The 23,690-nt window shown below is 42.8% G+C and carries 22 protein-coding genes; 17 read left to right on the forward strand and 5 right to left on the reverse strand.

Going from position 1 to position 23,690, the window contains the following annotated elements:
• Positions 1-27 precede the first annotated feature (27 nt).
• The 12 genes from flhF (at position 28) to K8B83_RS09265 (ending at position 10,986) form a co-directional block, all read left to right on the forward strand.
• Positions 28-1,416 carry a flagellar biosynthesis protein FlhF gene (gene flhF / locus K8B83_RS09210; protein WP_188737178.1) on the forward strand — a complete coding sequence of 463 codons (1,389 nt, stop codon included), beginning with the start codon at positions 28-30 and terminating at the stop codon, positions 1,414-1,416.
• Positions 1,417-1,420: 4 nt separating this feature from the next.
• Positions 1,421-2,302, forward strand: a complete 882-nt coding sequence (locus K8B83_RS09215; RefSeq protein ID WP_223419693.1) for a MinD/ParA family protein — start codon at positions 1,421-1,423, stop codon at positions 2,300-2,302.
• Entirely contained in the window at positions 2,295-3,014 is a 720-nt protein-coding gene (locus K8B83_RS09220; RefSeq protein ID WP_188737176.1) for an RNA polymerase sigma factor FliA, read from the forward strand. Before K8B83_RS09215 ends, K8B83_RS09220 begins: the two co-directional genes overlap by 8 nt.
• Positions 3,015-3,059: 45 nt before the next feature.
• Entirely contained in the window at positions 3,060-3,443 is a 384-nt protein-coding gene (cheY, locus tag K8B83_RS09225) for a chemotaxis response regulator CheY (protein ID WP_115134899.1), read from the forward strand.
• 13 nt (positions 3,444-3,456) lie between these two features.
• Positions 3,457-4,194 carry a protein phosphatase CheZ gene (locus K8B83_RS09230; protein WP_188737174.1) on the forward strand — a complete coding sequence of 246 codons (738 nt, stop codon included), beginning with the start codon at positions 3,457-3,459 and terminating at the stop codon, positions 4,192-4,194.
• A gap of 15 nt (positions 4,195-4,209) precedes the next feature.
• A complete protein-coding gene (locus tag K8B83_RS09235) occupies positions 4,210-6,453 on the forward strand; it encodes a chemotaxis protein CheA (protein ID WP_223419695.1) in 2,244 nt (747 codons plus the stop codon).
• Between the two features lie 27 nt (positions 6,454-6,480).
• A complete protein-coding gene (locus tag K8B83_RS09240; protein WP_223419697.1) occupies positions 6,481-7,686 on the forward strand; it encodes a protein-glutamate methylesterase/protein-glutamine glutaminase in 1,206 nt (401 codons plus the stop codon).
• Positions 7,679-8,134: a membrane anchored protein in chemotaxis locus gene (locus K8B83_RS09245; RefSeq protein ID WP_317846453.1), complete on the forward strand. Its 456-nt coding sequence runs from the start codon at positions 7,679-7,681 to the stop codon at positions 8,132-8,134. Before K8B83_RS09240 ends, K8B83_RS09245 begins: the two co-directional genes overlap by 8 nt.
• A 37-nt stretch (positions 8,135-8,171) precedes the next feature.
• A complete protein-coding gene (locus K8B83_RS09250) occupies positions 8,172-8,966 on the forward strand; it encodes a ParA family protein (RefSeq protein WP_188737167.1) in 795 nt (264 codons plus the stop codon).
• On the forward strand, positions 8,950-10,008 hold the full coding sequence (locus K8B83_RS09255; protein ID WP_223419700.1) for a chemotaxis protein CheW: 1,059 nt from the start codon (positions 8,950-8,952) through the stop codon (positions 10,006-10,008). Before K8B83_RS09250 ends, K8B83_RS09255 begins: the two co-directional genes overlap by 17 nt.
• 2 nt (positions 10,009-10,010) lie before the next feature.
• The gene (locus tag K8B83_RS09260; RefSeq protein ID WP_160054647.1) at positions 10,011-10,505 is read left to right on the forward strand and encodes a chemotaxis protein CheW; all 495 of its coding nucleotides are present in this window, start codon (positions 10,011-10,013) and stop codon (positions 10,503-10,505) included.
• Positions 10,506-10,587: 82 nt separating this feature from the next.
• Entirely contained in the window at positions 10,588-10,986 is a 399-nt protein-coding gene (locus K8B83_RS09265; RefSeq protein ID WP_188737162.1) for a DUF2802 domain-containing protein, read from the forward strand.
• A gap of 117 nt (positions 10,987-11,103) precedes the next feature.
• Here the strand turns inward: K8B83_RS09265 and K8B83_RS09270 are convergent, their stop codons facing one another.
• Both K8B83_RS09270 and K8B83_RS09275 read right to left on the reverse strand, forming a co-directional pair.
• On the reverse strand, positions 11,104-12,465 hold the full coding sequence (locus K8B83_RS09270) for an RsmB/NOP family class I SAM-dependent RNA methyltransferase (RefSeq protein ID WP_223419702.1): 1,362 nt from the start codon (positions 12,463-12,465) through the stop codon (positions 11,104-11,106).
• A gap of 135 nt (positions 12,466-12,600) precedes the next feature.
• A complete protein-coding gene (locus K8B83_RS09275) occupies positions 12,601-13,272 on the reverse strand; it encodes a DUF2461 domain-containing protein (protein ID WP_188737158.1) in 672 nt (223 codons plus the stop codon).
• Positions 13,273-14,160: 888 nt separating this feature from the next.
• On the opposite strand from K8B83_RS09275, the gene K8B83_RS09280 reads away from it, so the two are divergent.
• The 4 genes from K8B83_RS09280 to K8B83_RS09295 all read left to right on the forward strand — a co-directional run bounded on the left by K8B83_RS09280 (position 14,161) and on the right by K8B83_RS09295 (position 18,695).
• Positions 14,161-14,592 (forward strand): ATP-dependent zinc protease family protein, encoded by a 432-nt coding sequence (locus tag K8B83_RS09280; RefSeq protein ID WP_223419705.1) that lies wholly within the window; start codon positions 14,161-14,163, stop codon positions 14,590-14,592.
• Positions 14,593-14,596: 4 nt separating this feature from the next.
• Complete coding sequence (gene rimK / locus K8B83_RS09285; protein ID WP_188737155.1) at positions 14,597-15,502, forward strand: 30S ribosomal protein S6--L-glutamate ligase; 906 nt, start codon at positions 14,597-14,599, stop codon at positions 15,500-15,502.
• The gene (locus tag K8B83_RS09290; protein WP_188737153.1) at positions 15,502-16,512 is read left to right on the forward strand and encodes a succinylglutamate desuccinylase/aspartoacylase family protein; all 1,011 of its coding nucleotides are present in this window, start codon (positions 15,502-15,504) and stop codon (positions 16,510-16,512) included. The genes rimK and K8B83_RS09290 overlap by 1 nt, the downstream gene beginning before the upstream one ends.
• A 599-nt stretch (positions 16,513-17,111) precedes the next feature.
• On the forward strand, positions 17,112-18,695 hold the full coding sequence (locus tag K8B83_RS09295) for a methyl-accepting chemotaxis protein (protein ID WP_223419707.1): 1,584 nt from the start codon (positions 17,112-17,114) through the stop codon (positions 18,693-18,695).
• A gap of 77 nt (positions 18,696-18,772) precedes the next feature.
• On the opposite strand, the gene K8B83_RS09300 is transcribed toward K8B83_RS09295, so the two are convergent.
• On the reverse strand, positions 18,773-20,803 hold the full coding sequence (locus tag K8B83_RS09300; RefSeq protein WP_449618990.1) for a methyl-accepting chemotaxis protein: 2,031 nt from the start codon (positions 20,801-20,803) through the stop codon (positions 18,773-18,775).
• A 202-nt stretch (positions 20,804-21,005) separates the two neighbouring features.
• Between K8B83_RS09300 and K8B83_RS09305 the strand changes: the two genes are divergently transcribed.
• Entirely contained in the window at positions 21,006-21,695 is a 690-nt protein-coding gene (locus K8B83_RS09305) for a fumarylacetoacetate hydrolase family protein (protein WP_223419713.1), read from the forward strand.
• Between the two features lie 75 nt (positions 21,696-21,770).
• On the opposite strand, the gene K8B83_RS09310 is transcribed toward K8B83_RS09305, so the two are convergent.
• On the reverse strand, positions 21,771-22,028 hold the full coding sequence (locus K8B83_RS09310) for a hypothetical protein (protein WP_188737146.1): 258 nt from the start codon (positions 22,026-22,028) through the stop codon (positions 21,771-21,773).
• A 27-nt stretch (positions 22,029-22,055) separates the two neighbouring features.
• Positions 22,056-23,684, reverse strand: coding sequence for an eicosapentaenoate synthase subunit PfaD (gene pfaD / locus K8B83_RS09315; RefSeq protein ID WP_223419715.1), 1,629 nt, complete (start codon positions 23,682-23,684; stop codon positions 22,056-22,058).
• Positions 23,685-23,690: the final 6 nt, after the last annotated feature.

Raw genomic sequence — 23,690 nt, forward strand, 5'->3', positions numbered from 1 at the left:
ATAACGTCAGTTTAAAGAGGTGCGTACGTGAAAATTAAACGATTTTTTGCCAAAGATATGCGTGCAGCATTAGCACAAGTCAAAGACACTCTAGGGTCTGACGCTGTCATTATGTCGAATAAAAAAGTGACTGGCGGCATCGAAATCGTTGCCGCAGTTGATTATGACGAGCCAAAAGCCGCAATTGCTTCACAAGCGCCAACAAACAGTTTTATGGATGTAAGCGAAGACAAAGTATCGCTAGGGGCTAAACCTGCTGTCAAAGCACATTCAAAAGTCAGCCCGCCTCCAGCTGCAGACTCATTACAAGCCTTGCTTGAAAAACAACATAACCGCATGACTCAGCAAATGACAGCAACTCGTCATGATGAGCCAGAACTTCCTGAATGGGCGCGCCAATTACAAGGTGCGAAAACGCCTAAGCCAACGCAAAGTGCTCCAACTGCAAATCATGTTGATAAGTCAAATAAAACGAATAAAAATCAATCAGCTGAGCTGGATTTACTGCGTGAAGAAATGGCATCGTTGAGAAGCCTACTAACACATCAAGTCTCGTCATTAATGAAGGATCACAAAAAACGTTCAGATCCTGTCGGAGCTATGTTAGAAAGTAAATTACTGGCGGCTGAGTTTTCTCCTGCAGTTGCTGCTAAACTAGCAGGGTTAAGCCAACATTATACGCCAGCAGATTTAGTAAGAGCCTTACCGCAAAGTTTAGCTAACCTACTAGATAACCAAGGTGATGATATTGTTAAACGGGGTGGTGTGGTTGCTTTTGTTGGTCCAACGGGTGTGGGTAAAACCACTTCGCTAGCCAAAATTGCCGCGCGTTTTGCCGCACACCATGGCCCAGAGCAAGTGGCATTAATCACGACCGATCATTATCGTATTGGGGCATATGAGCAGTTAGCAACATATGGTAAAATTATGGGCTGCCCTGTTAAGCAAGCACATGATTTAAGTGAATTAGAACAAATTTTGTATCAATTTAGAAATCGCAAGCTAGTGTTAATTGATACTGCTGGTATGGGACAACGTGACATGCGTCTATATCAACAACTTGATAATTTGACAGCAAATAGTAGGATCCCTATCCGCAGTTACTTAGTGATGTCTGCCACTGGCCAACGTCGCGTTCTGCAAGATGCGGTTGAACACTTTAAACGTATTCCATTATCGGGCGCAATTTTGACCAAATTAGATGAATCAGTATCAATTGCAGGTGCATTGAGCGTATTGATTCAAAATGAGTTACCATTGAGTTATGTGACCGACGGTCAACGTGTGCCAGAAGACATGAAAGTGGCTGATACATTAGCATTAGCCAAACAAGCGCTAGCAGCATTAAACGAAACAGAACAACCAACGTCACAAGACACGGCATGGTCAAATGACACTGCCTATGCATTTGAGTAAAGATATGACTCGGGATCAAGCAAGTGGTTTACGTATGATGAATCAACCAAATAACGATAAAGTTAAAGTAATTGCCGTATCCGGTGGTAAAGGCGGGGTAGGTAAAACCAGTGTGTCCATTAATACCGCAGTTGCATTGGCCGAAAAAGGCAAACGTGTACTTGTGCTTGATGCTGACTTAGGTTTAGCCAACGTTGATGTGATGCTAGGGATCCGTGCTGAGAAAAATTTATCTCATGTATTGTCTGGTGATGCTGAACTCGATGATATTATTGTTCGAGGACCTAAAGGCATTGGTATTGTGCCCGCGACGTCAGGCACTCAAGCCATGGTTGAGTTGACTCAGGCACAACATGCGGGCTTAATACGTGCATTTAGTGAAATGCGCACTCAGTTTGACATATTAATTGTTGATACTGCAGCGGGTATTTCTGATATGGTGCTGAGCTTCTCTCGTGCCTCACAAGATGTATTAATCGTTGTGTGTGATGAACCTACATCGATAACCGATGCGTATGCATTGATTAAAATTTTAAGTCGTGAGCACGGTGTGTTCCACTTCAAAATTGTGGCAAATATGGTGCGCAGTTTACGCGAAGGCATGGAATTATTTGCTAAACTCAGTAAAGTGACGGATAGATTTTTAGATGTGGCGTTAGAGCTTGTTGCTACCGTTCCTTTTGATGAAAATTTACGCAAAGCTATTCGTAAGCAAAAATTAGTTGTTGAAGCTTTCCCTAAGTCACCTTCAGCGATTGCTTATCATGGATTGGCCAATAAAATTATGACTTGGCCTGTACCACAGCAACCCGGTGGACATTTAGAGTTTTTTGTTGAACGTTTAGTGCAACGTAAGCCCGTTGAAGAGGGGAGAGCGAGTGAATAAAGCCGCAGCGTATACTCAGTTCGATAATAAAACATCGATTGTTGAACAGTATGCACCGTTGGTGAAAAGAATTGCTCATCACATGTTGGCAAGGCTGCCCGCATCAGTGCAACTGGATGATTTATTACAAGCAGGTATGATGGGGCTTCTTGAAGCGTCATCAAAATTTGATGGCAGCAAAGGGGCTAAATTTGAAACCTTTGCTGGCATTCGTATTCGTGGCGCAATGATAGATGAAATTCGCCGCGGTGACTGGGTTCCACGCTCAGTTCATCGTAATAATCGCCGTGTAGCCCAAGTTATTGACGAACTAGAACAACTGCTAGGGCGCGATGCACGAGACACAGAAATTGCTGAAAAACTTGATATGTCTCTCGATGAGTACCATCATATCTTAAATGATGTTTCTGTCGGTAAAATCATAGGCATAGAAGATCTTGGTGTTTCTCAGGATGTGTTAACCACAAACGACGAATCCCCAGATGAAGCATTTGATTCTCTTGCTGAGACTCAATTCCAATCTGCACTGGTTGAAGCAATCAAAACCTTGCCAGAAAGAGATGCTTTAGTGCTGTCGTTATATTATGACGAAGCGCTAAACTTAAAAGAAATTGGTGCCATCCTTGAGGTAAGCGAGTCACGAGTGAGCCAGATATTAAGTCAGGCCATGCTCAGACTAAAAGCCAAGCTCAAGCATTGGACACAAGAATAATAACTAATTATAGAGCAAACGAGTGTCAGCTCACCGGAGGAAACCTTGGACAAGAATATGAAGATTCTTATTGTTGACGATTTTTCAACAATGAGACGTATCATTAAGAACTTGTTGCGAGACTTGGGATTTAATAATACCCAAGAAGCAGATGATGGCTCAACAGCCCTACCTATGTTACAAAAAGGTGACTTTGACTTTGTTGTAACCGACTGGAACATGCCTGGAATGCAGGGTATTGATTTACTCAAAGCTATCCGTGCAGATGATTCACTTAAACACCTACCTGTTTTGATGGTGACCGCTGAAGCTAAGCGCGAACAAATCATTGCGGCAGCCCAAGCCGGTGTGAATGGATATGTTGTAAAACCTTTTACCGCCGCCACGTTAAAAGAAAAGTTAGATAAAATCTTTGAACGTCTCGGATAAGCAAGGATAAGTCATGCAGGCATCATTATCGGGGTTAATCACTCTCGAACAGGCCCAGCAACTTGTTGAACTGCTATCGGCGGGAGAGCAAGATAAAGCTGACGACATAATTAGAGAGCTCGCTTCTCCACTACAACGCGAGTTGTTTGAAGAAGTGGGTAAGCTCACTCGCCAATTACACAGCGCCCTCAAAGATTTTCAAATCGATAATCGTTTATCTGAATTAGCCAACACCGAAATTCCGGACGCTAAAGAAAGATTGAACTACGTCATTGATATGACCGAGCAAGCTGCTAATAAAACCATGGATGCGGTTGAAGAATGTTTGCCTTTGGCCGATACCATTATAAGCAATATTCAGTCTGTAACACCGATGTGGGACAAATTGATGCGTCGTGATATTGAGCTTGGTGAATTTAAGTCACTTTGCCACGATGTTCAGCAATTTATGTCTAACAGTGAGCATGACTCAAACCGTCTTCGTGAATTGCTCAATCAGATATTAATGGCACAAGATTTCCAGGATTTAACCGGCCAGATGATCCGCCGCGTGATTGAACTAGTGCGTGAAGTCGAAAATAGTTTAGTGTCGATGTTGACCGTGTTTGGTGAGCATACAGCTGAATCATTACCTACGATTAAAGATAATAAGATAGAGGCAGAAGGCCCAATCATGAACGCTGAATTACGCGAAGACGTGGTCACGGGTCAGGATGAAGTTGATGATCTGCTATCAAGTCTGGGTTTCTAATTAGGAGTCAATTTAATGTCCTTTGATGTTGATGAAGAGATACTCCAGGACTTTTTAATTGAAGCTGGCGAGATTTTAGAGCTTCTACAGGAGCAGTTAGTCGCTCTTGAAAATAATCCTGATGACAGTGATTTACTAAATGCCATTTTCCGTGGATTTCATACTGTAAAAGGTGGTGCTGGATTTTTAAGTCTGACACCAATGGTTGATGTTTGTCACGAAGCTGAAAACACCTTTGATCTTTTACGTACAGGTAAACGCAGTGTCAATGCCGAGTTAATGGATATTATTTTGCAGGCTGTTGATGCAATTAATACCATGTTTGCTCAAACTCAACAGGGACAACAACAAGATCCTGCTGACTCAGACTTGCTTGCAAAACTAAAACTATTAAGCTCCGGTGCTCCTTTGCCATCTGAAATGGGCGAGTCCGCCCCTGAGCCAGAAATCATTGAAGACGTTGCAGATAATATTGAACCTGAATACGTAGAAGATATCAGCCCTGAGGTCGCCGCTTCATCCAATTCGGCCGGTATTGATGAAATTGACGAGTCAGAATTTGAAGCACTACTCGATGCTTTGCACGGCAGTGGTAAAAGCCCTACATCTGCACAAAGCCCTTCAGAAAATAAAGACACTTCAGCGCCTAAATCAGCCTCTTCATCTTCGACAAGTAGTGATGAAATTACCGATGATGAATTCGAAGCCTTACTTGATGAGCTGCATGGTTCTGGATCGTTTAAAGCGAAAACAGAATCGGTTGCCGAAAAAGTAAAACCAGCAGAACCCATTGTTGAACCCTTGGTTGATTCAGACGAAATTACCGACGATGAGTTTGAACGCTTACTTGATGAGTTACATGGAAAAGGCGGTGCACCTGTAGCGGTGTCTACACCATCTGCTGCAAAACCTACTGCTGCCAGAGCGGCAGAGCCCGTACCACCTAAAGCGACCGAAACGCCAAAACCGACTCCCCCAGCGCCAGTGGTTAAACCTGTTGCGGCCCCCGCACCTAAAGTTGATGCTGTTCAAGATAAAGCTCCTGCACCCGCGCCAGCTAAAGCCAATGCAGTACCGCAAGGTGAAACCACAGTTCGCGTTGATACTGCACGCCTTGATCAAATTATGAATATGGTCGGGGAATTAGTATTGGTACGTAACCGTTTAGTGAGCCTTGGTATTACTCGCGAAGACGAAGAAATGTCTAAAGCGCTTGCTAACCTTGATCTTGTTACTGCTGATTTGCAAGGTGCGGTAATGAAAACCCGTATGCAGCCAATTAAGAAAGTATTTGGCCGTTTCCCGAGGGTTGTGCGCGATCTAGCACGAACGTTAAACAAAGAAATTGATTTAGTCATGATTGGTGAAGAAACCGATCTTGATAAAAACTTAGTTGAGGCGCTGGCTGATCCACTTGTCCACTTAGTGCGTAACTCAGTTGACCACGGTATTGAAATGCCAATCACTCGTGAAGCCAATGGTAAGCCACGCTCAGGAACCATCACACTCTCTGCAAGTCAAGAAGGTGACCATATCCTTCTCAAAATTGAGGATGATGGCGCTGGTATGGACCCAGAGAAGCTAAAGCAAATTGCTATTTCTCGTGGCGTACTAGACGAAGATTCTGCTGCAAGAATGACAGATAACGAAGCGTATAATTTGATTTTTGCGCCAGGTTTTTCCACCAAAGTTGAAATTTCAGATATTTCAGGCCGCGGAGTGGGTATGGATGTGGTTAAAACCCGCATTAACCAGCTAAATGGTACTGTTCATATCGACTCGATGAAAGGCAAAGGCACTATTCTTGAAATTAAAGTGCCGTTAACGCTAGCCATCATGCCAACATTAATGGTTGACGTTTCTAAACAAGTCTTTGCATTGCCGTTATCAAGTGTCAATGAAATATTTAATCTGGACCTAAGTAAAACCAATATTGTTGATGGTCAGTTAACCGTTATTTTCCGTAATAAAGCCGTGCCATTGTTTTATCTCGAGCATTGGTTACATATTAAAAAAACCAAGTTTAAGCATGGCGATAAAAAACATGGTCATGTTGTGATTGTGCAGCTAGGTACAATGCAAATTGGTTTTGTGGTTGATGCGCTCATCGGCCAAGAAGAAGTGGTGATTAAGCCGTTAGGCACTATGCTGCAAGGAACGCCAGGTATGGCAGGTGCAACTATCACTTCAGATGGTGGCATTGCATTGATTCTTGATATTCCTGGGCTACTTAAACATTACGCCAAAAATAAAAAATAATAAAAGTTCCATTATTTAAGGAATTCAATGGCCATAAAAGTATTAGTTGTAGACGATTCTAGCTTTTTTCGACGACGAGTCAGTGAAATTGTTAACCAAGATCCTGAGCTCGAAGTTGTTGCTGTTGCTGTTAATGGCAAAGAAGCGATTGATATGGCTGCAAAATTTAAACCTCAAGTGATCACGATGGATATCGAGATGCCGGTTATGGACGGTATTAGTGCTGTGCGTGAGATTATGGCGAGCAATCCTACGCCCATTTTGATGTTTTCTTCGCTAACCCATGATGGTGCTAAAGCAACACTCGACGCGCTAGAAGCTGGCGCTCTCGACTTTTTGCCTAAACGTTTTGAAGACATCGCTACCAACAAAGATGATGCGATAAGTTTGCTTCAGCAGCGCATAAAAGCGTTGGGGAAAAGACGGGTATATCGACCAAGCCCTGTGTCAACTAACACTCTGGACTCGCGGCGTCCTGCCAGCTTATCACAAAGTAGTCTAAGAGAACCGCACCGTCCATTAAGTTCAAGGCTTAATAGTGGTTCTTTAACGCAAGCTGGATCGTCATTGCCTACTCGCAGCCAGTTAAATTCTACGCTCGAGCGCCAGCCTGCGCCGGCGGCCCAATCATTATCAACTATCAGAGCCAGTGGTAAACAATACAAAGTACTACTTATTGGGACCTCCACAGGCGGACCGGTGGCACTGCAAAAAGTATTGACGGCATTTCCAGCAAATTACCCGCACCCCATAGTACTTATTCAGCATATGCCAGCGGCTTTTACCCCAGCGTTTGCTGCACGCTTAAATACCCTATGCAAAATTGAAGTTAAAGAAGCACAAAATGGTGATGTGTTACGAGCTGGTTGTGCCTATCTTGCACCTGGTGGAATGCAGCTAATGCTTGAACGTGCAGGAATGACTGGGCGTTTAAAAGTTGTTGCAGGCACGAGTGACATGAATTACAAGCCGTCGGTTGATATTACCTTTGCGTCGGCATCTAAAGCTTTTGGTGGTGATGTATTGGCTGTCGTATTAACAGGGATGGGGGCAGATGGCAGAGAAGGTGCCAGAATGCTTAAGTCCGCTGGAGCCACTATTTGGGCTCAAGACGAAGCCAGTTGTGTTGTTTACGGTATGCCACAAGCAGTGGCATCTGCAGGGCTTGCTGCGCATTCAATTGCGCTTGAAAACATGGCCGATGCGATATTAAAAGAAACCAGTCGTGGCTAATTCGTCGACGTCATTAACGACTAAGCTAATGTTAGGCTTGTTTTTGTGTGTTATTGCCATTGTCGTTTTAGGCAGTTTATATCTTGACTCGCAGCGTAAAATGGCCGTGCTTACAAAAGAAATTGAACACTTAAAAGCATCGCAAGTGCTCTTGATGGTACCTGAAGAACAAGCTGAAAATATTGCTAATTGGTTGTTAACGCATCCAGAACAAACCCAGGCTATGATAAACCAAACCGCAAAAGATGAGGCGCGCAGCGTGTTAATTGGCCCAGGTGCTATCGAAACTGACACCGCAAAAACACCAGAGAGTGTTAACCGTTCACAGACACCGCCAACTCAAGAAGTGATAGTGTCAGAGAATGCTCAGGGCGTTAAGGTCATCAGCCTACCAAATGGCGGTATTAGAGTTACAACCCGTGATGACAAACAGCAAAAACAACAATGAGCATTACATTAGATAATGATAAGTTGAGAGGCTATTTTTGAAAGTATGGACAGTTGCAAATCAAAAAGGTGGAGTAGGTAAAACGACCACAGTTGCCAGTTTAGCGGGAGCTATCGTTAAACGTGGTCAACGAGTGTTAATGATAGATACCGATCCTCACGCTTCATTGGGTTACTATTTGGGTATTGACTCTGAAGAAGTGCCAAGCTCGCTTTATGATATTTTTGTTAATCATCAGGCGTTGACACAAGAATTGATCATGCAAAATGTCATTCCTACTCAAATTGAAGGTCTAGACATCATACCGGCTAATATGGCTTTGGCGACACTTGACCGCTCATTAGGGCATCAAGAAGGCATGGGGTTAGTGTTACGTAATTTATTGGCACTAGTTGAAGACAAGTACGATGTGGCAATCATTGATTGTCCTCCAGTACTGGGTGTTCTCATGGTTAATGCATTAGCTGCTAGCCAACATATTATTATTCCAGTGCAAACCGAATTTTTGGCGATTAAAGGCCTTGAGAGAATGGTTAAAACCATGGAGATCATGGGACGTTCTAAAAAAACACGTTACAGTTACACGGTATTACCAACCATGTACGATAAACGGACGAAAGCATCACCCATTGCTTTGCAGTTCTTACAAGATAAATACGGCCAAACTTTGTGGCCTAATGATGTGATCCCAGTGGATACTAAATTTAGAGATGCCAGCTTAGCTCACCTACCGGCATCACATTATTCTGCGACTAGTCGTGGAGTTAAAGCTTATAATCGTCTACTTGATTTTTTATGTGCTCGGGAGTTTGCTCATGTCAAAATCGGTTGATGAAACTGTTTTTGATTATTTCAGTCTTTTATTACAGGAACCGCCAACAAAACCTGTTATTGAAGCTGATACTAAGCCGATATTAGAATCAAAAACAGCCCAAGCCGTAAAGGACACTTCGCCTATTAAGGATACAACCCTTGTTGGCCAGTCTTCTTCGTCATTGGTGTCTCAAACTGCGCAATCAAAAGTTGAGGCGCCTCGACGCTTTGCCGAACCAAACACTCAAGTAGATAAGTTAGCCCTTGAAAAGTTATTATCTGCAGTTTCACATGCAAATAAAGATAATGACATTCAAAAGCAAATAAAGGCAAGTGCAGAGCGAGTTCGCATAGCGATCAGTGAAACTGAGGCTTCTGTTAGTGTTCAACCTAACGTTGACGACACGCCTTTACAAAAAAACACCTTAACAAATAAAGAAATCAAATCGTTAGTCGATATAAAAACTGACAATAGTGCGCTAGCTGAGCTAAAAGACGCTATTATTAAACATGATAAGATTGCTGAAGAAAAAGCGGCTCACCAATTACAACAAACAGGGGCAACTCCACCTAGCATTACTCAAAATTTGCAAGAAGTGTTAGATGATGAGTTTCAAGTATTGTTTTTTAATGTGGCGGGCTTAACTTTAGCCGTGCCATTAGTGAGTTTAGGTGGCATCATAAAGATAGAGAAAATTAATCACCTTATAGGCCGTCCATCGTGGTTTAAAGGTGTGCAAACTCATCGTGACACAAAAATTAATGTTGTTGATACCTGCGCCTGGGTTATGCCAGAAAAATACACACCAGAGCTGGCGCAATCAGTAAATTATCAATATCTTGTTATGCTAGAAAACAGTGCTTGGGGATTAACCTGTGAGTCATTGGTTAATGCCGTTAAAATAGATAAATCACACGTCAACTGGCGTGAAAAACCGGGTAAGCGTCCATGGCTTGCTGGGGTAGTAAAACAACAAATGTGTGGCATTTTGCATGTACAAGCATTAATTGAAATGCTTGATGCAGGTTTAGGTTGTCAGGATTCGATTGACCGAGGTTAACTATGAGCGATTCTAGAAGTGTAGCAGCGGTTGCTGCGGGTAAAGACGATGCGGTTTTACAATGGGTAACATTTAAGTTAGACCATGAAACCTACGGTATAAATGTTATGCAGGTACAAGAAGTATTGCGTTATACCGAAATAGCTCCAGTACCGGGCGCGCCTGATTACGTACTCGGTATTATTAACCTTCGTGGCAACGTGGTTACTGTGATTGATACTCGCTCACGTTTTGGCCTGCAATCTGCTGAACTTGACGACTCAACTCGAATTGTTATCATCGAAGCTGAAAAACAAGTGATTGGTATTTTGGTAGATAGCGTTGCTGAAGTGGTTTATTTACGTCGCTCAGAAATTGATAATGCACCCAATGTCGGTACCGAAGAAAGCGCGAAGTTTATTCAAGGCGTGAGTAATCGAGATAATGAATTATTGATTTTAGTCGACCTAGATAAGTTGTTGTCAGACGACGAGTGGGTTGAGTTAACGCAACTCTAAAACAGACGTTGTAATCCAAAAGCCAACTCTGATATGTTGGCTTTTTTGTTTTGCTCTATGTTTTGGCAAAATAGGTATATTGATGGGTGATGAATTTTTAATTGCAGCTCTAGTGTACGTAGTAGCTTGCCTAGGTTTAGTGCTTTATCTTCAAAAACAATCACGTAAGTTAAAGACCAAAGTTGACGCATTAACGGTACTGGTTAAAGAGAGCGATCGTCAGCGTGAAGCCGTAAAGCGTGAGTTGCATGAGCTTCGCAGTGGTACTATTGGTGTTGGCCGTCGAGTTGTTGAGTTAGAAAAAAAACTATCTCAGCAGTCTGATATGATTGAAGAAGCCAGTCAGCAAGACCCTCAAGCTAAACTTTATTCTCGGGCGGTTAAAATGGTTGGGCTTGGCGCAGGGGTTGAAGAGTTAATGCAAGAGTGCGAGCTACCCAAGGCAGAAGCTGAATTAATTTTAAGATTGCATCGAAAGTAATGAATTATTACAACGATTTAAACTTAAACAAAAACGCCATCTAATTAGATGGCGTTCTTGCTTATGATTAAGCGGTAATTGTTGTGTTAACTCATAGGGCATTGAATTAATTAGATTTTATTTTCGGCGCATTTTAGCGACAAACATCCCATCACTATCTGCAACTTGCGGCCAAATGGTAAGCATGCTGCACGATCCACCTGTAAATGGGTGGATCACAGGTACTAATTCGAATTCATTAGTTTGCGCTAAAAACGCCTCAACAACGTGTTCATTTTCACTTGGTGACAATGAACACGTTGCATACACTAATTGCCCACCTGATTTCACCGCCTTAGCACTGCGGGTTAAAATATCTAATTGCAGCGTTGGTTTATCACTCACCGCGCTTGCATCATCTAACCAGCGCATATCTGGATTGCGTCGCCAAGTGCCTGTGCAACTGCACGGCGCATCAACTAACACACCGTCAAACATGTTGGCATTAACGGGTAGGGCATCTGATTTCCATGGCGCAACACTAATGTTGTTAAAGCCCGCACGGCTTGCTCGTTTGTTCAGTTCTTCTAAAGGCTTATGGCGAATGTCTGAGGCAATAATGCTGCCACTGCTTTGTGGGTGTTGTTGTAGCATTAACGAGCGTAATTGTAAGGTTTTACCACCGGCGCCACTGCACGCATCCCACCATCGTTCATCAGCATTAGGTTGGCAAACTTGGCCAATAACTTGAGAGGCAAGATCTTGAATTTCAAGATGACCTTGCTTATAAGTTTCAATCTCATTGAGGTTGATGCTCTTATTGCCCAGACTTATGGCGTCAGTAAAGTATTGACTGGCCACGGCGTCAACACCGGCGTTATTCAGTTGCGCAATGGCAGTGGCAGTCTTTATGCTCTGTACACGAGCCCAAATTGGCGGGCGACTGGTCATTGCTTCAACTACAGCGAGTTGTTCTGCTGGTGAAACCGGGCAGGTTTGCCAAAACCAGCTGGGCAGTAAATCGCTAAGTTGACAATCGGTTAGACCAGATAACGACATAAATAACGCGAGTTTGTCATTAATACTGTCGCTGTTTGTAGGCGGTACTTCTGTTGGCGTCCATGCGGCTATCGTGTCCCATGCTTGAGTAATATCTTGCCATGTATGCTGCTCAAGTGCAGCACAAGCCGTTAACTGTCTAAACCAAGTTACGTGAGGTTGTGGTGCTTGCAATTGTTTCAGCCAACCCCACCAACGAAATAATCCAAATAACGTTTCGCGGATCACTCGTCTATCTTTTGAACCGTGCTTTTTATGTTCACGAAAATATTGGCCAATAATTCTATCAGCCGGCATTTTGGTGCTCATGACCTGGTTAAACAGCATTTCTATCGTGGTGGCATAACTCAGTGCACGTTTTTGTGCGGGAGTACTGGCCTCAATAACAATGCTGTCATTAAATACTGACAGAAAGGGTTTAGCAGAATGTGTTTGACTCATTAAATAACCTGATGTGGCGAAATAGCAAAAATATTGGTGCAACTTAATGCAATATGGCGCTAGTTTACCATGCCTTGAGGCGAAAACCGCATAGGTCAGCGGAGTTAGTTTTTACTGCTAAATATGTTGTTTGCGTTAAAAATCTAAAGACAGTGCAAAGCACAGATAAGCCATTAATGAACGAGTATGTTCAAACTCTTTACTGCAAAATTCGACAAAATGCTCGCTACACACTTGCTCAATGGTGATGGGCTTGATTGCGATAAAATCTTTACGTTTAAGCTCATCAATTAGTGGATGCTGGCTATCAAATCCCCGTGGCGGCCTGAGTAAACTGTCGCCCGTTAATTCAAACCCAGCTTGCTTTAACGTCGCCAAGGCTTTTTTGTAGCTGTTTGGGTTTTCATCGATACAATGCCTTATCGCATTAAGCGCTTTAGATTCAGGGTGCCAAATACCCGCGGCAATAAAACATTCATCATTGGCTATATGCACATAAAACCCAGGGGCATGAACATCTTTTGCTTGGAAATGCCTAAACTGAATGCCTACATTGGTTTTATATGGGGTTTTATCTTTACTAAAACGGCTATCACGTTGTGGACGCATTAAGCTACCACCGACCTTTTTAGGAATGGCTGTAAATCGAGGTGATAAGGCTAAAATAGGCCCTTGCATTGCGTCAATAAATTGTAGCGCTGGAGTACGAACATTATCTTCATAATCGGTTTGATTAGCTTTAAACCATTCCCTGTCATTATGAGTGGCCAGTTGTTGTAAAAAATGAAAGCTATGAGAGCTAAACATGGTAATACCTTTTATATCGTTAATCCTAAATGATAACCGTGAGCGTGTTTTGGGTTTATGAGGCACATGTCCATGTGGCAATGTGAAATACGACTTAGGTTTGGGTATATCAATGATATCGTAAATCGGTCCTGTTTATCATTTACGTTATGATAAAGAACCTGTCATTTTTATGATCATTTGGGTCTAAAATAACCTGTACTATTATATACACACCAACAGATTTTGATATGAGTGTTATTTAACCTTTTATATTTTTTCGTTAGTGTTTTAAAGTATATTTTTAAAGTTAAGTCACCTTTTTGTCGCTTTGGATATGGTGTGTTTTTTTTGTAACCTACTGAGTTAAAGCTTTAATTTTTGTTGGTGTTCAATGTTAGTTTGATATAAATAGCATTTTTGTGTTAAAATTGCTTTAAAGGTTGTTTTATCCCAGTCTTGTTATTTTGTTTTTTATCAAGCATCTTGTTTGTATCTTCCCTAAATCGCATTCATTCACAATGACACAACATTTTCCGGATTAACATGTTAGTGTACTGAGAGTGACTGGCTGACGACTAAAACCATCGGTTATTAGTCTATATCTTGACTAGAATACATTGAACAAGGTCACATTGATGGCAATAAAGTCACAGTTTGGCGATATCACAAGATACCAATCAGGATAAATAAGTTATCAGAGGTTACGTAGGGAAATCGCTTAGAATTAAGGTAGGGGTTGCAGCTAACTAGTTGTTCTACCTTGAAAATGTCTAGCAACCTTGTAAGCGATGTTAACCAGTAAGAATGATCACATTCTTGTACTGATTGGTATTACATAATCATAAATAGATTTTATGGATAGATTACACTCTGGAATGAAAATTCCTCTACAAGAAAGGATCGACCATGACTGAACACTCCCTCGGAATAGTGGGTTGGCGAGAGTGGGGCACTTTTCCTGAAATTGGCAACGAAAGAGTCAAAATCAAAGTGGATACTGGCGCAAAAACGTCTTGTTTGCACGCATTTAAAATTAAACCGTTTCAAAAAAATAAACAAAAGTGGGTTCGAGTCTGGCTTCATCCGGAGCAAGATTCTGATCGTGAAGTAGTGTGCGAATTCCCTGTATTTGATCGCCGAGCTGTAAGTGACTCCGGCGGACATGTGACTAACCGCTACGTGATAAAAACGCCGATTATTATCGGTGACCAACAATTCGATATCGAACTGACCTTAACAAACAGAGACAACATGACATTCAGAATGTTGCTTGGCCGGCGCGCATTAGAAGGGCGTTTTTTGGTAAATTCAGCAGAGTCATATTTAGCAGGAGAATAGCAAAATGCAAATCGCCATTATGTCGAGAAATCGCAATCTTTATTCAACAAGTCGACTTAAAGAAGCGGCTGAAGCACGTGGTCATGAAGTTAAAATTGTTGACCCACTAAAGTGTTACATGAACATCAATATGAACGCGCCTAGCATCCATGTTCGCGGTGAAGAGCTGCCAAAATTTGATGCAGTTATTCCGCGTATTGGTGCCTCGGTCACGTTTTATGGTACAGCCGTTTTACGCCAATTTGAGATGATGGGAACACACCCATTAAACGAATCCGTTGCCATTACTCGTTCACGCGATAAATTACGTTCGTTACAGCTTTTATCTCGTAAAAGTATAGGTTTGCCAATAACGGGCTTTGCTAACCAACCAGCAGATGTGCCAGATTTATTGGACATGGTGGGCGGTGCGCCTTGTGTCATTAAACTGCTTGAAGGAACTCAAGGGATCGGTGTAGTGCTTGCTGAAACGCGTAAAGCGGCAGAGTCAGTTATTGAAGCGTTTATGGGCTTAAAAGCCAACATCATGGTGCAAGAATATATTGCTGAAGCAGGTGGTGCAGACATTCGTTGTTTTGTGATTGGCGATCGCGTGATTGCAGCAATGAAACGCCAAGCATTACCGGGTGAGTTTCGCTCTAATTTACACCGTGGTGGTTCAGCCAGCATTGTTAAGTTAACGCCAGAAGAGCGCTCTACAGCGCTTAGGGCTGCGAAAACAATGGGCTTAAATGTTGCCGGTGTTGACATTTTACGTTCTAAACATGGCCCGTTAGTAATGGAAGTGAACTCTTCTCCTGGCCTTGAAGGTATCGAAAAAGCAACTGGGATTGATGTTGCAGAGAAGATCATTCAATTTATCGAAAAAAATGTTAAGCCTACTAGCGCAAAAACCAAAGGAGTCGGTTAATGGCAAAAAAGCACGAACCGTTTGTTATTGGTGATGTATCTGTTACCGCTGGGACACAATTAAGTGTCAAGCTGCCTGCTGCAAAACTGTATAACGACACACCAATGGATTTGCATGTTGAAGTATTTCACGGCACAAAACCTGGGCCTACGTTGCTTGTGTGCGCGGCCATTCATGGTGATGAGTTAAATGGCATTGAGATATGTCGACGTTTGCTCGGTCGTGTGAATGCTAAAACCTTAACCGGCACCTTATTAGTGGTACCGATTGTGAATGTGTTTGGTTTTATCCAGCAATCACGTTACCTGCCTGATCGCCGTGATTTAAATCGCTGCTTTCCTGGGTCTGCTAAAGGTGCTTTAGCCAGTCGTTTAGCACATTTGTTCAGCAGTATGCTGGTAAAGCGTGCAACGCATATTGTTGATTTGCACACAGGTGCTATTCATCGTGAAAACTTACCGCAAATTCGTTGTGATACAGACGATGAAACCATGCTAGCGATGGCAAATGCTTTTGGCGCACCGGTGGTGATGTCATCAAAAGCGCGTGATGGTTCGATGCGTGGTTATGCAAATAGCCTCGAAATCCCGTGTATTTTATACGAGGCAGGTGAAGCTTTACGCTTTAGCGAGCTGTCGATTAAATCCGGTTTAAATGGTGTATTAAATGTGATGCGATGCATTGGCATGCTTAAAGGTAAAATAAAACCGACAGCATCAGTTAATGCCAGCCGCAGTTATTGGGTACGCAGTGAAGCGGACGGTTTAGTTAATATTAAACTTAAACTCGGTGAGCGCGTATCGAAAGGCCAAGTACTGGCAAACATAGTCAATCCATTGGGCGGTGAGCCTTATGCATTGTTAGCGCCAAGTGACGGGATTATTATCGGTAACAGTAATATACCTGTGACAAATGAAGGTGAAGCCTTGTTCCACATTGCCCAATTTAGTGGCGATGAGATTGAAATTATCAACGATAATCTCGATGATTTTATGCAGGAATATGCATAGCTTGAGTTATCGCTGTGAATGATTGTGACTCAAATGGCGTGGAATCGTATTCCGCGCCATTTTTTTAGGGTAGTAAAAAGCGTTAATACCATTATTTCAACACTGCGCCTCAAACTGAACTGTCTGAGCGACTCTGATTGGTCATATAATTAATGGAAATGGTATAAGATTGCGTAAGAAAAATTGCTTAGAATAAGGCTGAAATTGCAGCGAGTTCGTTGTTTTACCTTCAACATTTCTAACGAAATTATAAGCGATGTTAACCTGTAAAAATGATCACATTTTTGTGCTGAACGGCATAACTCTAGATAACCTCTGCGTCATTTATTCGCCTCTTAAAAGCTTAAGTTAAGTAGGCTCTTATCGTTTGTCATTCGGTATAAACTCAGCTGGTTATTTGTAAAAATTCAGATAGATACTATATTTAAACCTAATAAATGTAAGGTTATACATTTATCTGTATTCACGCTATATTATTAATCGTTAATTAAGCTTTTCGATATAGTCTTTTGTATCATCTAATGATGCTTTACGTGCTTTATTATCGATGACAAAGGATTAATCCTTCACAATATTTAAAGACAAGGAAGTCAGTGCCTATGCGCAATAATCAACCCGTCACCCAAAAACAATTTCACTTTGATGAAAATACACGTCTTATTTCTGGGACAGATTTACGCGGACATATAACCTATTGTAACGATGCTTTTGTTGAGGTTAGCGGTTTTGACAGAGATGAATTAATCGGTAAACCGCATAATCTTGTGCGTCATCCAGATATGCCAAGTGATGTATTTAACGGCATGTGGAAGTGTATCTCTAGCGGTAAGGTGTGGATGGGGCTAGTAAAAAATAGACGTAAAAATGGTGATCATTACTGGGTAAGTGCATTTGTTACGCCGGTATTTGAACACAACAAAGTGGTTGGTTACGAGTCGGTTAGGGTGGTCGCTCTACCTTCAGAAATCGCTCGAGCCGAAGCCGCTTATGCACGAATTAGAGCTCAAAAAGCACCACGACCTTTATCTGCAAAGCTAGCTCACCATGCTATTAAGCTACTCCCAGCCTGGCTGCCAATGTTGATTTTATCTGGCATATTAATGGCATTTTGGGGAGATAGTGCGGGTGCTTTAGGCTTATTAACCCTAATACTAAGTACAGCTTGGTTAGGTTATAAACAGCAGCAGGATTGGTTTGAAGTGGTCAAACTTAATCCAGAATCTTTTAGCGATTTAACGGTTGCTGAAACGTATTTTGCCGACTTTGGCGCTAAAGCTCAGGCTAAATTAGCCCTTGGTTGTGAGGTTGCGCGTTGCCGCACCGCAATGACACGTATTGAAGATGCAGCCAAGTCATTAGATGGCATAGTTGAGCATACGCAAGTTGAAGCGGAATCCACCGCAAAAGCCGTTTCGCTTCAAAGTGTGTCAACACAGCAAATTGCGTCAGCGATTACCCAAATGTCGACAGCGATCCAAGAGGTGTCAACCAATGTTGAGCGCAATGCCGAAAGTGCCAAAGATGCTTTAGATAATGTTAGCGAAGGCGCTAAGCTTGCCGATCAAGCAAAGCATTCTATTGATGAGTTAAATTTATCTGTTGCCGACATTGCTACAACCGTCCGTGAGCTTTCAGAGTCAACGATTGAGATTGGGCAAGCTGCCAGTTTAATCTCTAGTATTGCTGACCAAACCAATTTACTTGCCCTTAATGCTGCAATTGAGGCCGCCAGGGCGGGTGAACAGGGACGAGGTTTTAGTGTGGTGGCTGATGAAGTGCGCTCATTGGCGTTAAAAACACGTGAGTCTACAGATAAAATTCACGGTATAGTCAACGTGTTAACCAAGCGGGCTGAAAACGCGGTGCAAGTGTCTATTAAAGGTGAAATGGCGGCGAGCAAAGGCGTTGAAATTGTCGATAAAACGAGAAACGCATTGGCATCGATTAATCAATCAGTCGAGCAAATTACTCAATTGACGTTAGATATGTCTGCTGCTGTTGAACAACAAAGTGCGGTCGCTGAGCACATTAATCAACAAATTATTGATATTGCTGATTCAGCCGAAATCACTAAAGAGTCATCACAAAAATCGTTACATAACAGCAGCGAACTTGGGCAAGCCGTGTTGATGGTGCGCTCAATTATTCGCCGTTTTGCTGTGGGCACCTTAGGTAAAAAATAACTCGGCATTAACGAATATAAATGGCCAAGCGGTTAGCGTTTGGCCTTTTTTGTTGGTGCGATTTATAAACAAGGATATTATAACTTAAAGCGCTCTACTGATGTGGTTAGCGAATGCGCTAGCTGGTTTAATTGCTGACTACGTTGAGCCATGGTCGTCGACTCCTCGGCATTTTGCGTGGCGGCATTTGCGGTTTCTGTCATGGTTTGTTCAATGGACTGGCTATAATTGACTTGCTCATCTGCAGCTTGGGTAATGCTTTGGCTCATGCCATTAATAATGCTTAGTGCGGATTCAATTTGTTCGATGGCATTATTGAGTGATTGGCTTTGCTCAACACACTCATTAGCCTGGGTTTGCCCTCGATAAATCGCATTCACCGCGTTATTGGTTTCTTGTTGAAGTGCGGTAATCATCGTTTGAATTTCAGCCGTTGATAATTGGGTGCGTGAAGCCAGTGAGCGAACCTCATCGGCAACGACAGCAAAACCGCGGCCATGTTCGCCTGCTCTTGCAGCTTCGATGGCTGCGTTTAATGCCAATAGGTTGGTTTGATCTGCAATGGCGCTAATGGTGGTTAAAATGCCGCCAATATTATCGCTGTGCTGACTCAGTTTAGTCATAATATTGACTGAGTCGCTTAATCCTTTTGACAAGGCAGCTATACGATTGCGGTTATCGTTAGCAATTGTTTTTACTTGAGCCCCTTGTGTTGAGGCTAGTTTAACGTGTTGCTCTGATTCTAAAGCTTGCTCATTTACCGTCATTGAGCTGTGGTGTATTTGTTCTGCCAATTGTTTAGCTTGGTTTATGTTATCGATTTGTCCTAATGCAGAACGTGATATTTTTTGGCTTTGATCTTGAGAACGAATAGCAGCATCATCGAGTAAATGTGCATCACGGGTTATGTCTTGCAGTAAGTCAGTTAAGTCATCAGACAGTTTATTGATGTTATCCATTAGCTCACCAAACTCATCGTTATTTCGTTTTGTTAAGCGTCGCGATAAATCACCACTAGCGATACGTGATAGTGCATTATTACTGGCTTTTAATGGTCCGAGCATGGCGTTAGAGGTGAAGTAATAAATAAATCCTGCCATTAATACAAATACAACAGCCATGACGATAGCCAATGTTTTTGCCGTGTTGACCTCATCGATAGCGAGCAGTTGCATATCGTTAAAGCCTTGGTTGGCGAGTTGAACAAGCTGATCTAATTGCTGATTTGTTGATTCAAATAGCTGGTTCGATTTTATATAACTGGATTCAGCTTGTTGAAATTGCTCAACCACTTTCATTTGTGCCTTGTACAAGTCTCCAGGAGTATCGACCAAAACCAAGAGTTTAGCTAAATTGGCATCGAAGTCGCCTAGTAATTGTGCAACAGGCAACGTTGCTGCTTGTTGCTTGAGATAGTCAGTGTTAGTGGTGATATTGCCAAGCAGCATAGCAACATCTTGCTTATGTATTTCTACGGCCTCGGCGGTGGTTAAACGTCCTAGCTCGGTGACAGTGTTGCCTAGGGTAAATAGCATGTCATCGATACGAACTCCTGAACCGATAACAGCTTCGAGTAATTGTTCTTCACCTGCTGGTGCTTCAACAATTTCTAAGTCGATCATATTATTGCTGGCATCGATTTTAAGATTATCAAATTGATTTTTAAGGGAACTGAAATTATTTTTACTTTGTTCAATGGCCAATTTGGCACTAAACATGGTTTGAGAAACATCGGCATATTGCAGGTAGACATTTTTTGCTTGGCTGAGGGCTTTATCCATTTGAGGATGGTTTGCCACTTTTGCAGATAAATCCGCTAATGCATTCGAAAAATCTTGCTGCAAAGCCGTAAATTGCTTAAAACTGATTGTAATATCGTCGTTACTTATTTGTGAGTATGCCAAGCTTTCTGTTTTGGCCATTTTCAGCAAGGTAATTTGTAACGCCGTAGATTGGTTTTGGACAGGTACTGCTAACACTTCAATATTACTATTCGCGGTTTGAATTTCACTCAGTGACCGGTAAAAAAAACTACTTCCAGCAAGTAATAAAATGCCTATTGAAGCAAACCCCAGTGCAATTTTTTGTTTAATGGTAAGTACAAGCATGGTCATTGAGTGTCTCTTGTTATTTTCGCTGTCTGAGCAGTGAATATTTATTGTGTAACACTTTTTATGTTTTTGTTAATTAAATGTAATTGCTGTTGTAAGGTAATGCAATCTGATAACGCGATTAATTAACACGTTATCATTGCCGTTGGGTGAGTTTGGGTGAGTTTGGGTGAAATAAGAAATAAAAGTCGAGGTTAATGTGAGCTTACAACAATTGGTTTTAAAGCAACAAAATGCAGATGTATTAATAACGCCATCCAAAATTGTGTGTATTGGGCGTAATTACGTTGACCATATTCATGAACTGGGCAATGACGTGCCTGATGAAATGGTGGTGTTTTTAAAACCTAATTCTGCCATTACTGACACCTTACACAGTGAAATGGGTGAACCCCTGCATTATGAAGCTGAGCTGTGTTTTATGGTTCAGGATGGTCAATTTAGCGCTGTAGGTGTTGGACTGGATATGACTAAGCGTGAATTACAGGGCAAACTCAAAAAGCAGGGTTTACCGTGGGAGCGCAGTAAAGCATTTGACGGTTCAGCATTGTTTAGCGAATTTATTCCCATCACATCAGCGCAGCAAGATTGGTGTTTTCAATTAACCATTGATAACGTGGTGTCTCAACTTGGGCACCAGCAATTAATGACTTACCAGCCCAATGCCATGTTTGCCGCCATCAATGAGTTTATGAGTTTGAATGACGGCGATATTGTGATGACAGGTACCCCAAAAGGCGTTGGCGCTGTCTGTGGTAACACTTCGTTTGAAATCAGCCTGTGGCCAAATGTGCCGTTTGAGGTATTTGAATCGGCGCTGTGTGGCGATAAATCGATGGTAGAGCTTTGTGGTCAAGCCATGTTAGTTAAACAGTGGAAGGCAGTTTGACAGTCGGTGTATTAAAAGCAAAAAGACCCTCTACGTAGAGGGTCTTTTTTATTCATTGCTAATATCAGTTCGGCATTATTTCAGTAATGCAACGGCTTCCATATCTAGCTCAATATCGGTACAGCCTTTCGCGCAATAAATGCCGGGTGCTTTAGCGGTCGGCTTGGCATTTTTACTGTTAGGTGGCAATTGCAATGTGAGTGGTTTATTGCAGTCGGCACACGTGGCGCTGTTGCCTTTTAGCATGCGTTTGATCAGGTTTTTTTGCTGGTTGAATGACGCCAACGTTGAACCATTTACCGCTGAAAAATCGAGTTTTTGTGTGTCGCTCATTATCGTTCCTATTATCTCGAGTGCAGGCTACTTCACTTGATCTGCAGGGCGCCAGCGCTGTAAGGCAACTGGTAGGCTAACGCCTTGAGCCGTTAATAAGTTTACTCGTGCTAAGTAAGCTGCGCCATGCATTAAGTGTTTGGCTAAATCGACTGCATGTCGTTGAGTATAGTCATCTAAATAACTGCCTTTTGCCCAGGCGTTAAATGCGCCAAGGGCTGGGCCTGCCCAAATTTGATAATCCATTTCACGGCCGGTTTCACCTGTGTTTGACCAGCGGCTTGACAGCCCAAGGTACCAGCGGAAAATTAATGCCATTTTGCGCTTAGGGTTATCTTTAGCGCGCTCGATTTGCTTAGGGTCGCGCTCATTAAAATGCGCCACGGTACCGGCCCAAATATCATCTAGGCTTGAGCGAAATACTTGTTTTTCAAGCTTTTCACGCTCATCAACCGGAATGGCTTCTATTGAGTCATAACGAGTGTAAATCTCGTACAGTTTGTTAGCGCGCATCGGGAAGAGGGTGCCGCGTTTCACCACTTGCAGTTTAACGCCCATTTCGAACATATCTGCCGCAGGTGCCATGGTCACATCGGCCATTTCTGTGGTGGCCAATAATTTACGGGTATGTTCACTGGCGCCGGCTTCTACGCAAGCCTGGTTAATTGAGCCTGTGACAATAAACGCCGCGCCCATGTTAAAGGTTGCCAAAGCCGCATCGGGCGTACCCACACCACCACCGGCACCGACGCGAATAGGGGTTTTGTAATTGTATTGTGCTTGGACTTCGTCTTTTAGCGCCAAAATGGTGGGCAGTAACGTCACTAATGGACGGTTATCGGTATGACCACCGGAATCGGCTTCCGCGGTAATGTCATCGGCCATCGGCACTAATTGGGCTAACTCCATTTGCTTTGGTGTGATAAGGCCTTCATCCACTAGTTGTTGCAGTATTTTGGCCGGGGCAGGCTGCATAAACTTAATTGCCACTTCGGTGCGGCTAATTTTGGCGATGACTTTGTTGTCTATTTGAATGTCACCTTGAGCATCACGGCTTAAGCCTGCTGCGCGGTAATAGACAATTTGCGGTGTTAAGCCCAAAAAGGCAGAGGCTTCTACGGTGCGCACTTTGTGTTTTAAAAATAGCTCTACGCTACCGCGCTCTAGGGCGGGCTCACTTGGGCTATGGATTAAGTTAAACGCATAGGGCCCATTTGGCAGGGCTGCTTGAATACGCGTAATGGCTTGCTCAACCCGAGATGGGATAAGCCCTGCTGCGCCAAATGAACATAAAATACCCGCCTGGCCTAATGCGATAACCAGCTCTTCTGAGGCAATACCGTTGGCCATGGCTCCAGCGTAATAGGCGTATTTAACCCCGTGCACTCTGCGGAAATTACTGTCGCCTAAACTTTGAGTGCCAAGAGCTGGGGCAAAGGCGCTAACAGGCAGGGCGTTAACGGCGGTGATTGCATCGGTCACTACTTGAGCTTGTTGTGCAACACCTAAACCTTGCTGAGCATCGTTCACCACATAACAGGCTTGCGATAAGTCTTTAAGCTTTTTGTTCATCCCTGCAGGGTCAAAACTGACGTGCTGTTGGCTCACTTGCCAAGGCCATGGAGAAAGCTTTTCGTTTTTTATTTGGGTTGTCATTATCTT

This window comes from Shewanella inventionis, assembly GCF_019931735.1.
Classification (GTDB): Bacteria; Pseudomonadota; Gammaproteobacteria; order Enterobacterales; family Shewanellaceae; genus Shewanella; species Shewanella inventionis.

Excerpts from the sequence above, each read along its gene's own strand:
- K8B83_RS09215 (WP_223419693.1), top strand. The coding sequence starts at position 1,421 with ATGACTCGGGATCAAGCAAGTGGTTTACGTATGATGAATCAACCAAAT.
- K8B83_RS09230 (WP_188737174.1), top strand. The coding sequence starts at position 3,457 with ATGCAGGCATCATTATCGGGGTTAATCACTCTCGAACAGGCCCAGCAA.
- K8B83_RS09235 (WP_223419695.1), top strand. The coding sequence starts at position 4,210 with ATGTCCTTTGATGTTGATGAAGAGATACTCCAGGACTTTTTAATTGAA.
- K8B83_RS09240 (WP_223419697.1), top strand. The coding sequence starts at position 6,481 with ATGGCCATAAAAGTATTAGTTGTAGACGATTCTAGCTTTTTTCGACGA.
- K8B83_RS09255 (WP_223419700.1), top strand. The coding sequence starts at position 8,950 with ATGTCAAAATCGGTTGATGAAACTGTTTTTGATTATTTCAGTCTTTTA.
- K8B83_RS09260 (WP_160054647.1), top strand. The coding sequence starts at position 10,011 with ATGAGCGATTCTAGAAGTGTAGCAGCGGTTGCTGCGGGTAAAGACGAT.
- K8B83_RS09265 (WP_188737162.1), top strand. The coding sequence starts at position 10,588 with ATGGGTGATGAATTTTTAATTGCAGCTCTAGTGTACGTAGTAGCTTGC.
- K8B83_RS09270 (WP_223419702.1), bottom strand. The coding sequence starts at position 12,465 with ATGAGTCAAACACATTCTGCTAAACCCTTTCTGTCAGTATTTAATGAC.
- K8B83_RS09275 (WP_188737158.1), bottom strand. The coding sequence starts at position 13,272 with ATGTTTAGCTCTCATAGCTTTCATTTTTTACAACAACTGGCCACTCAT.
- K8B83_RS09280 (WP_223419705.1), top strand. The coding sequence starts at position 14,161 with ATGACTGAACACTCCCTCGGAATAGTGGGTTGGCGAGAGTGGGGCACT.
- rimK (WP_188737155.1), top strand. The coding sequence starts at position 14,597 with ATGCAAATCGCCATTATGTCGAGAAATCGCAATCTTTATTCAACAAGT.
- K8B83_RS09290 (WP_188737153.1), top strand. The coding sequence starts at position 15,502 with ATGGCAAAAAAGCACGAACCGTTTGTTATTGGTGATGTATCTGTTACC.
- K8B83_RS09295 (WP_223419707.1), top strand. The coding sequence starts at position 17,112 with ATGCGCAATAATCAACCCGTCACCCAAAAACAATTTCACTTTGATGAA.
- K8B83_RS09300 (WP_449618990.1), bottom strand. The coding sequence starts at position 20,803 with ATGCTTGTACTTACCATTAAACAAAAAATTGCACTGGGGTTTGCTTCA.
- K8B83_RS09310 (WP_188737146.1), bottom strand. The coding sequence starts at position 22,028 with ATGAGCGACACACAAAAACTCGATTTTTCAGCGGTAAATGGTTCAACG.
- pfaD (WP_223419715.1), bottom strand. The coding sequence starts at position 23,684 with ATGACAACCCAAATAAAAAACGAAAAGCTTTCTCCATGGCCTTGGCAA.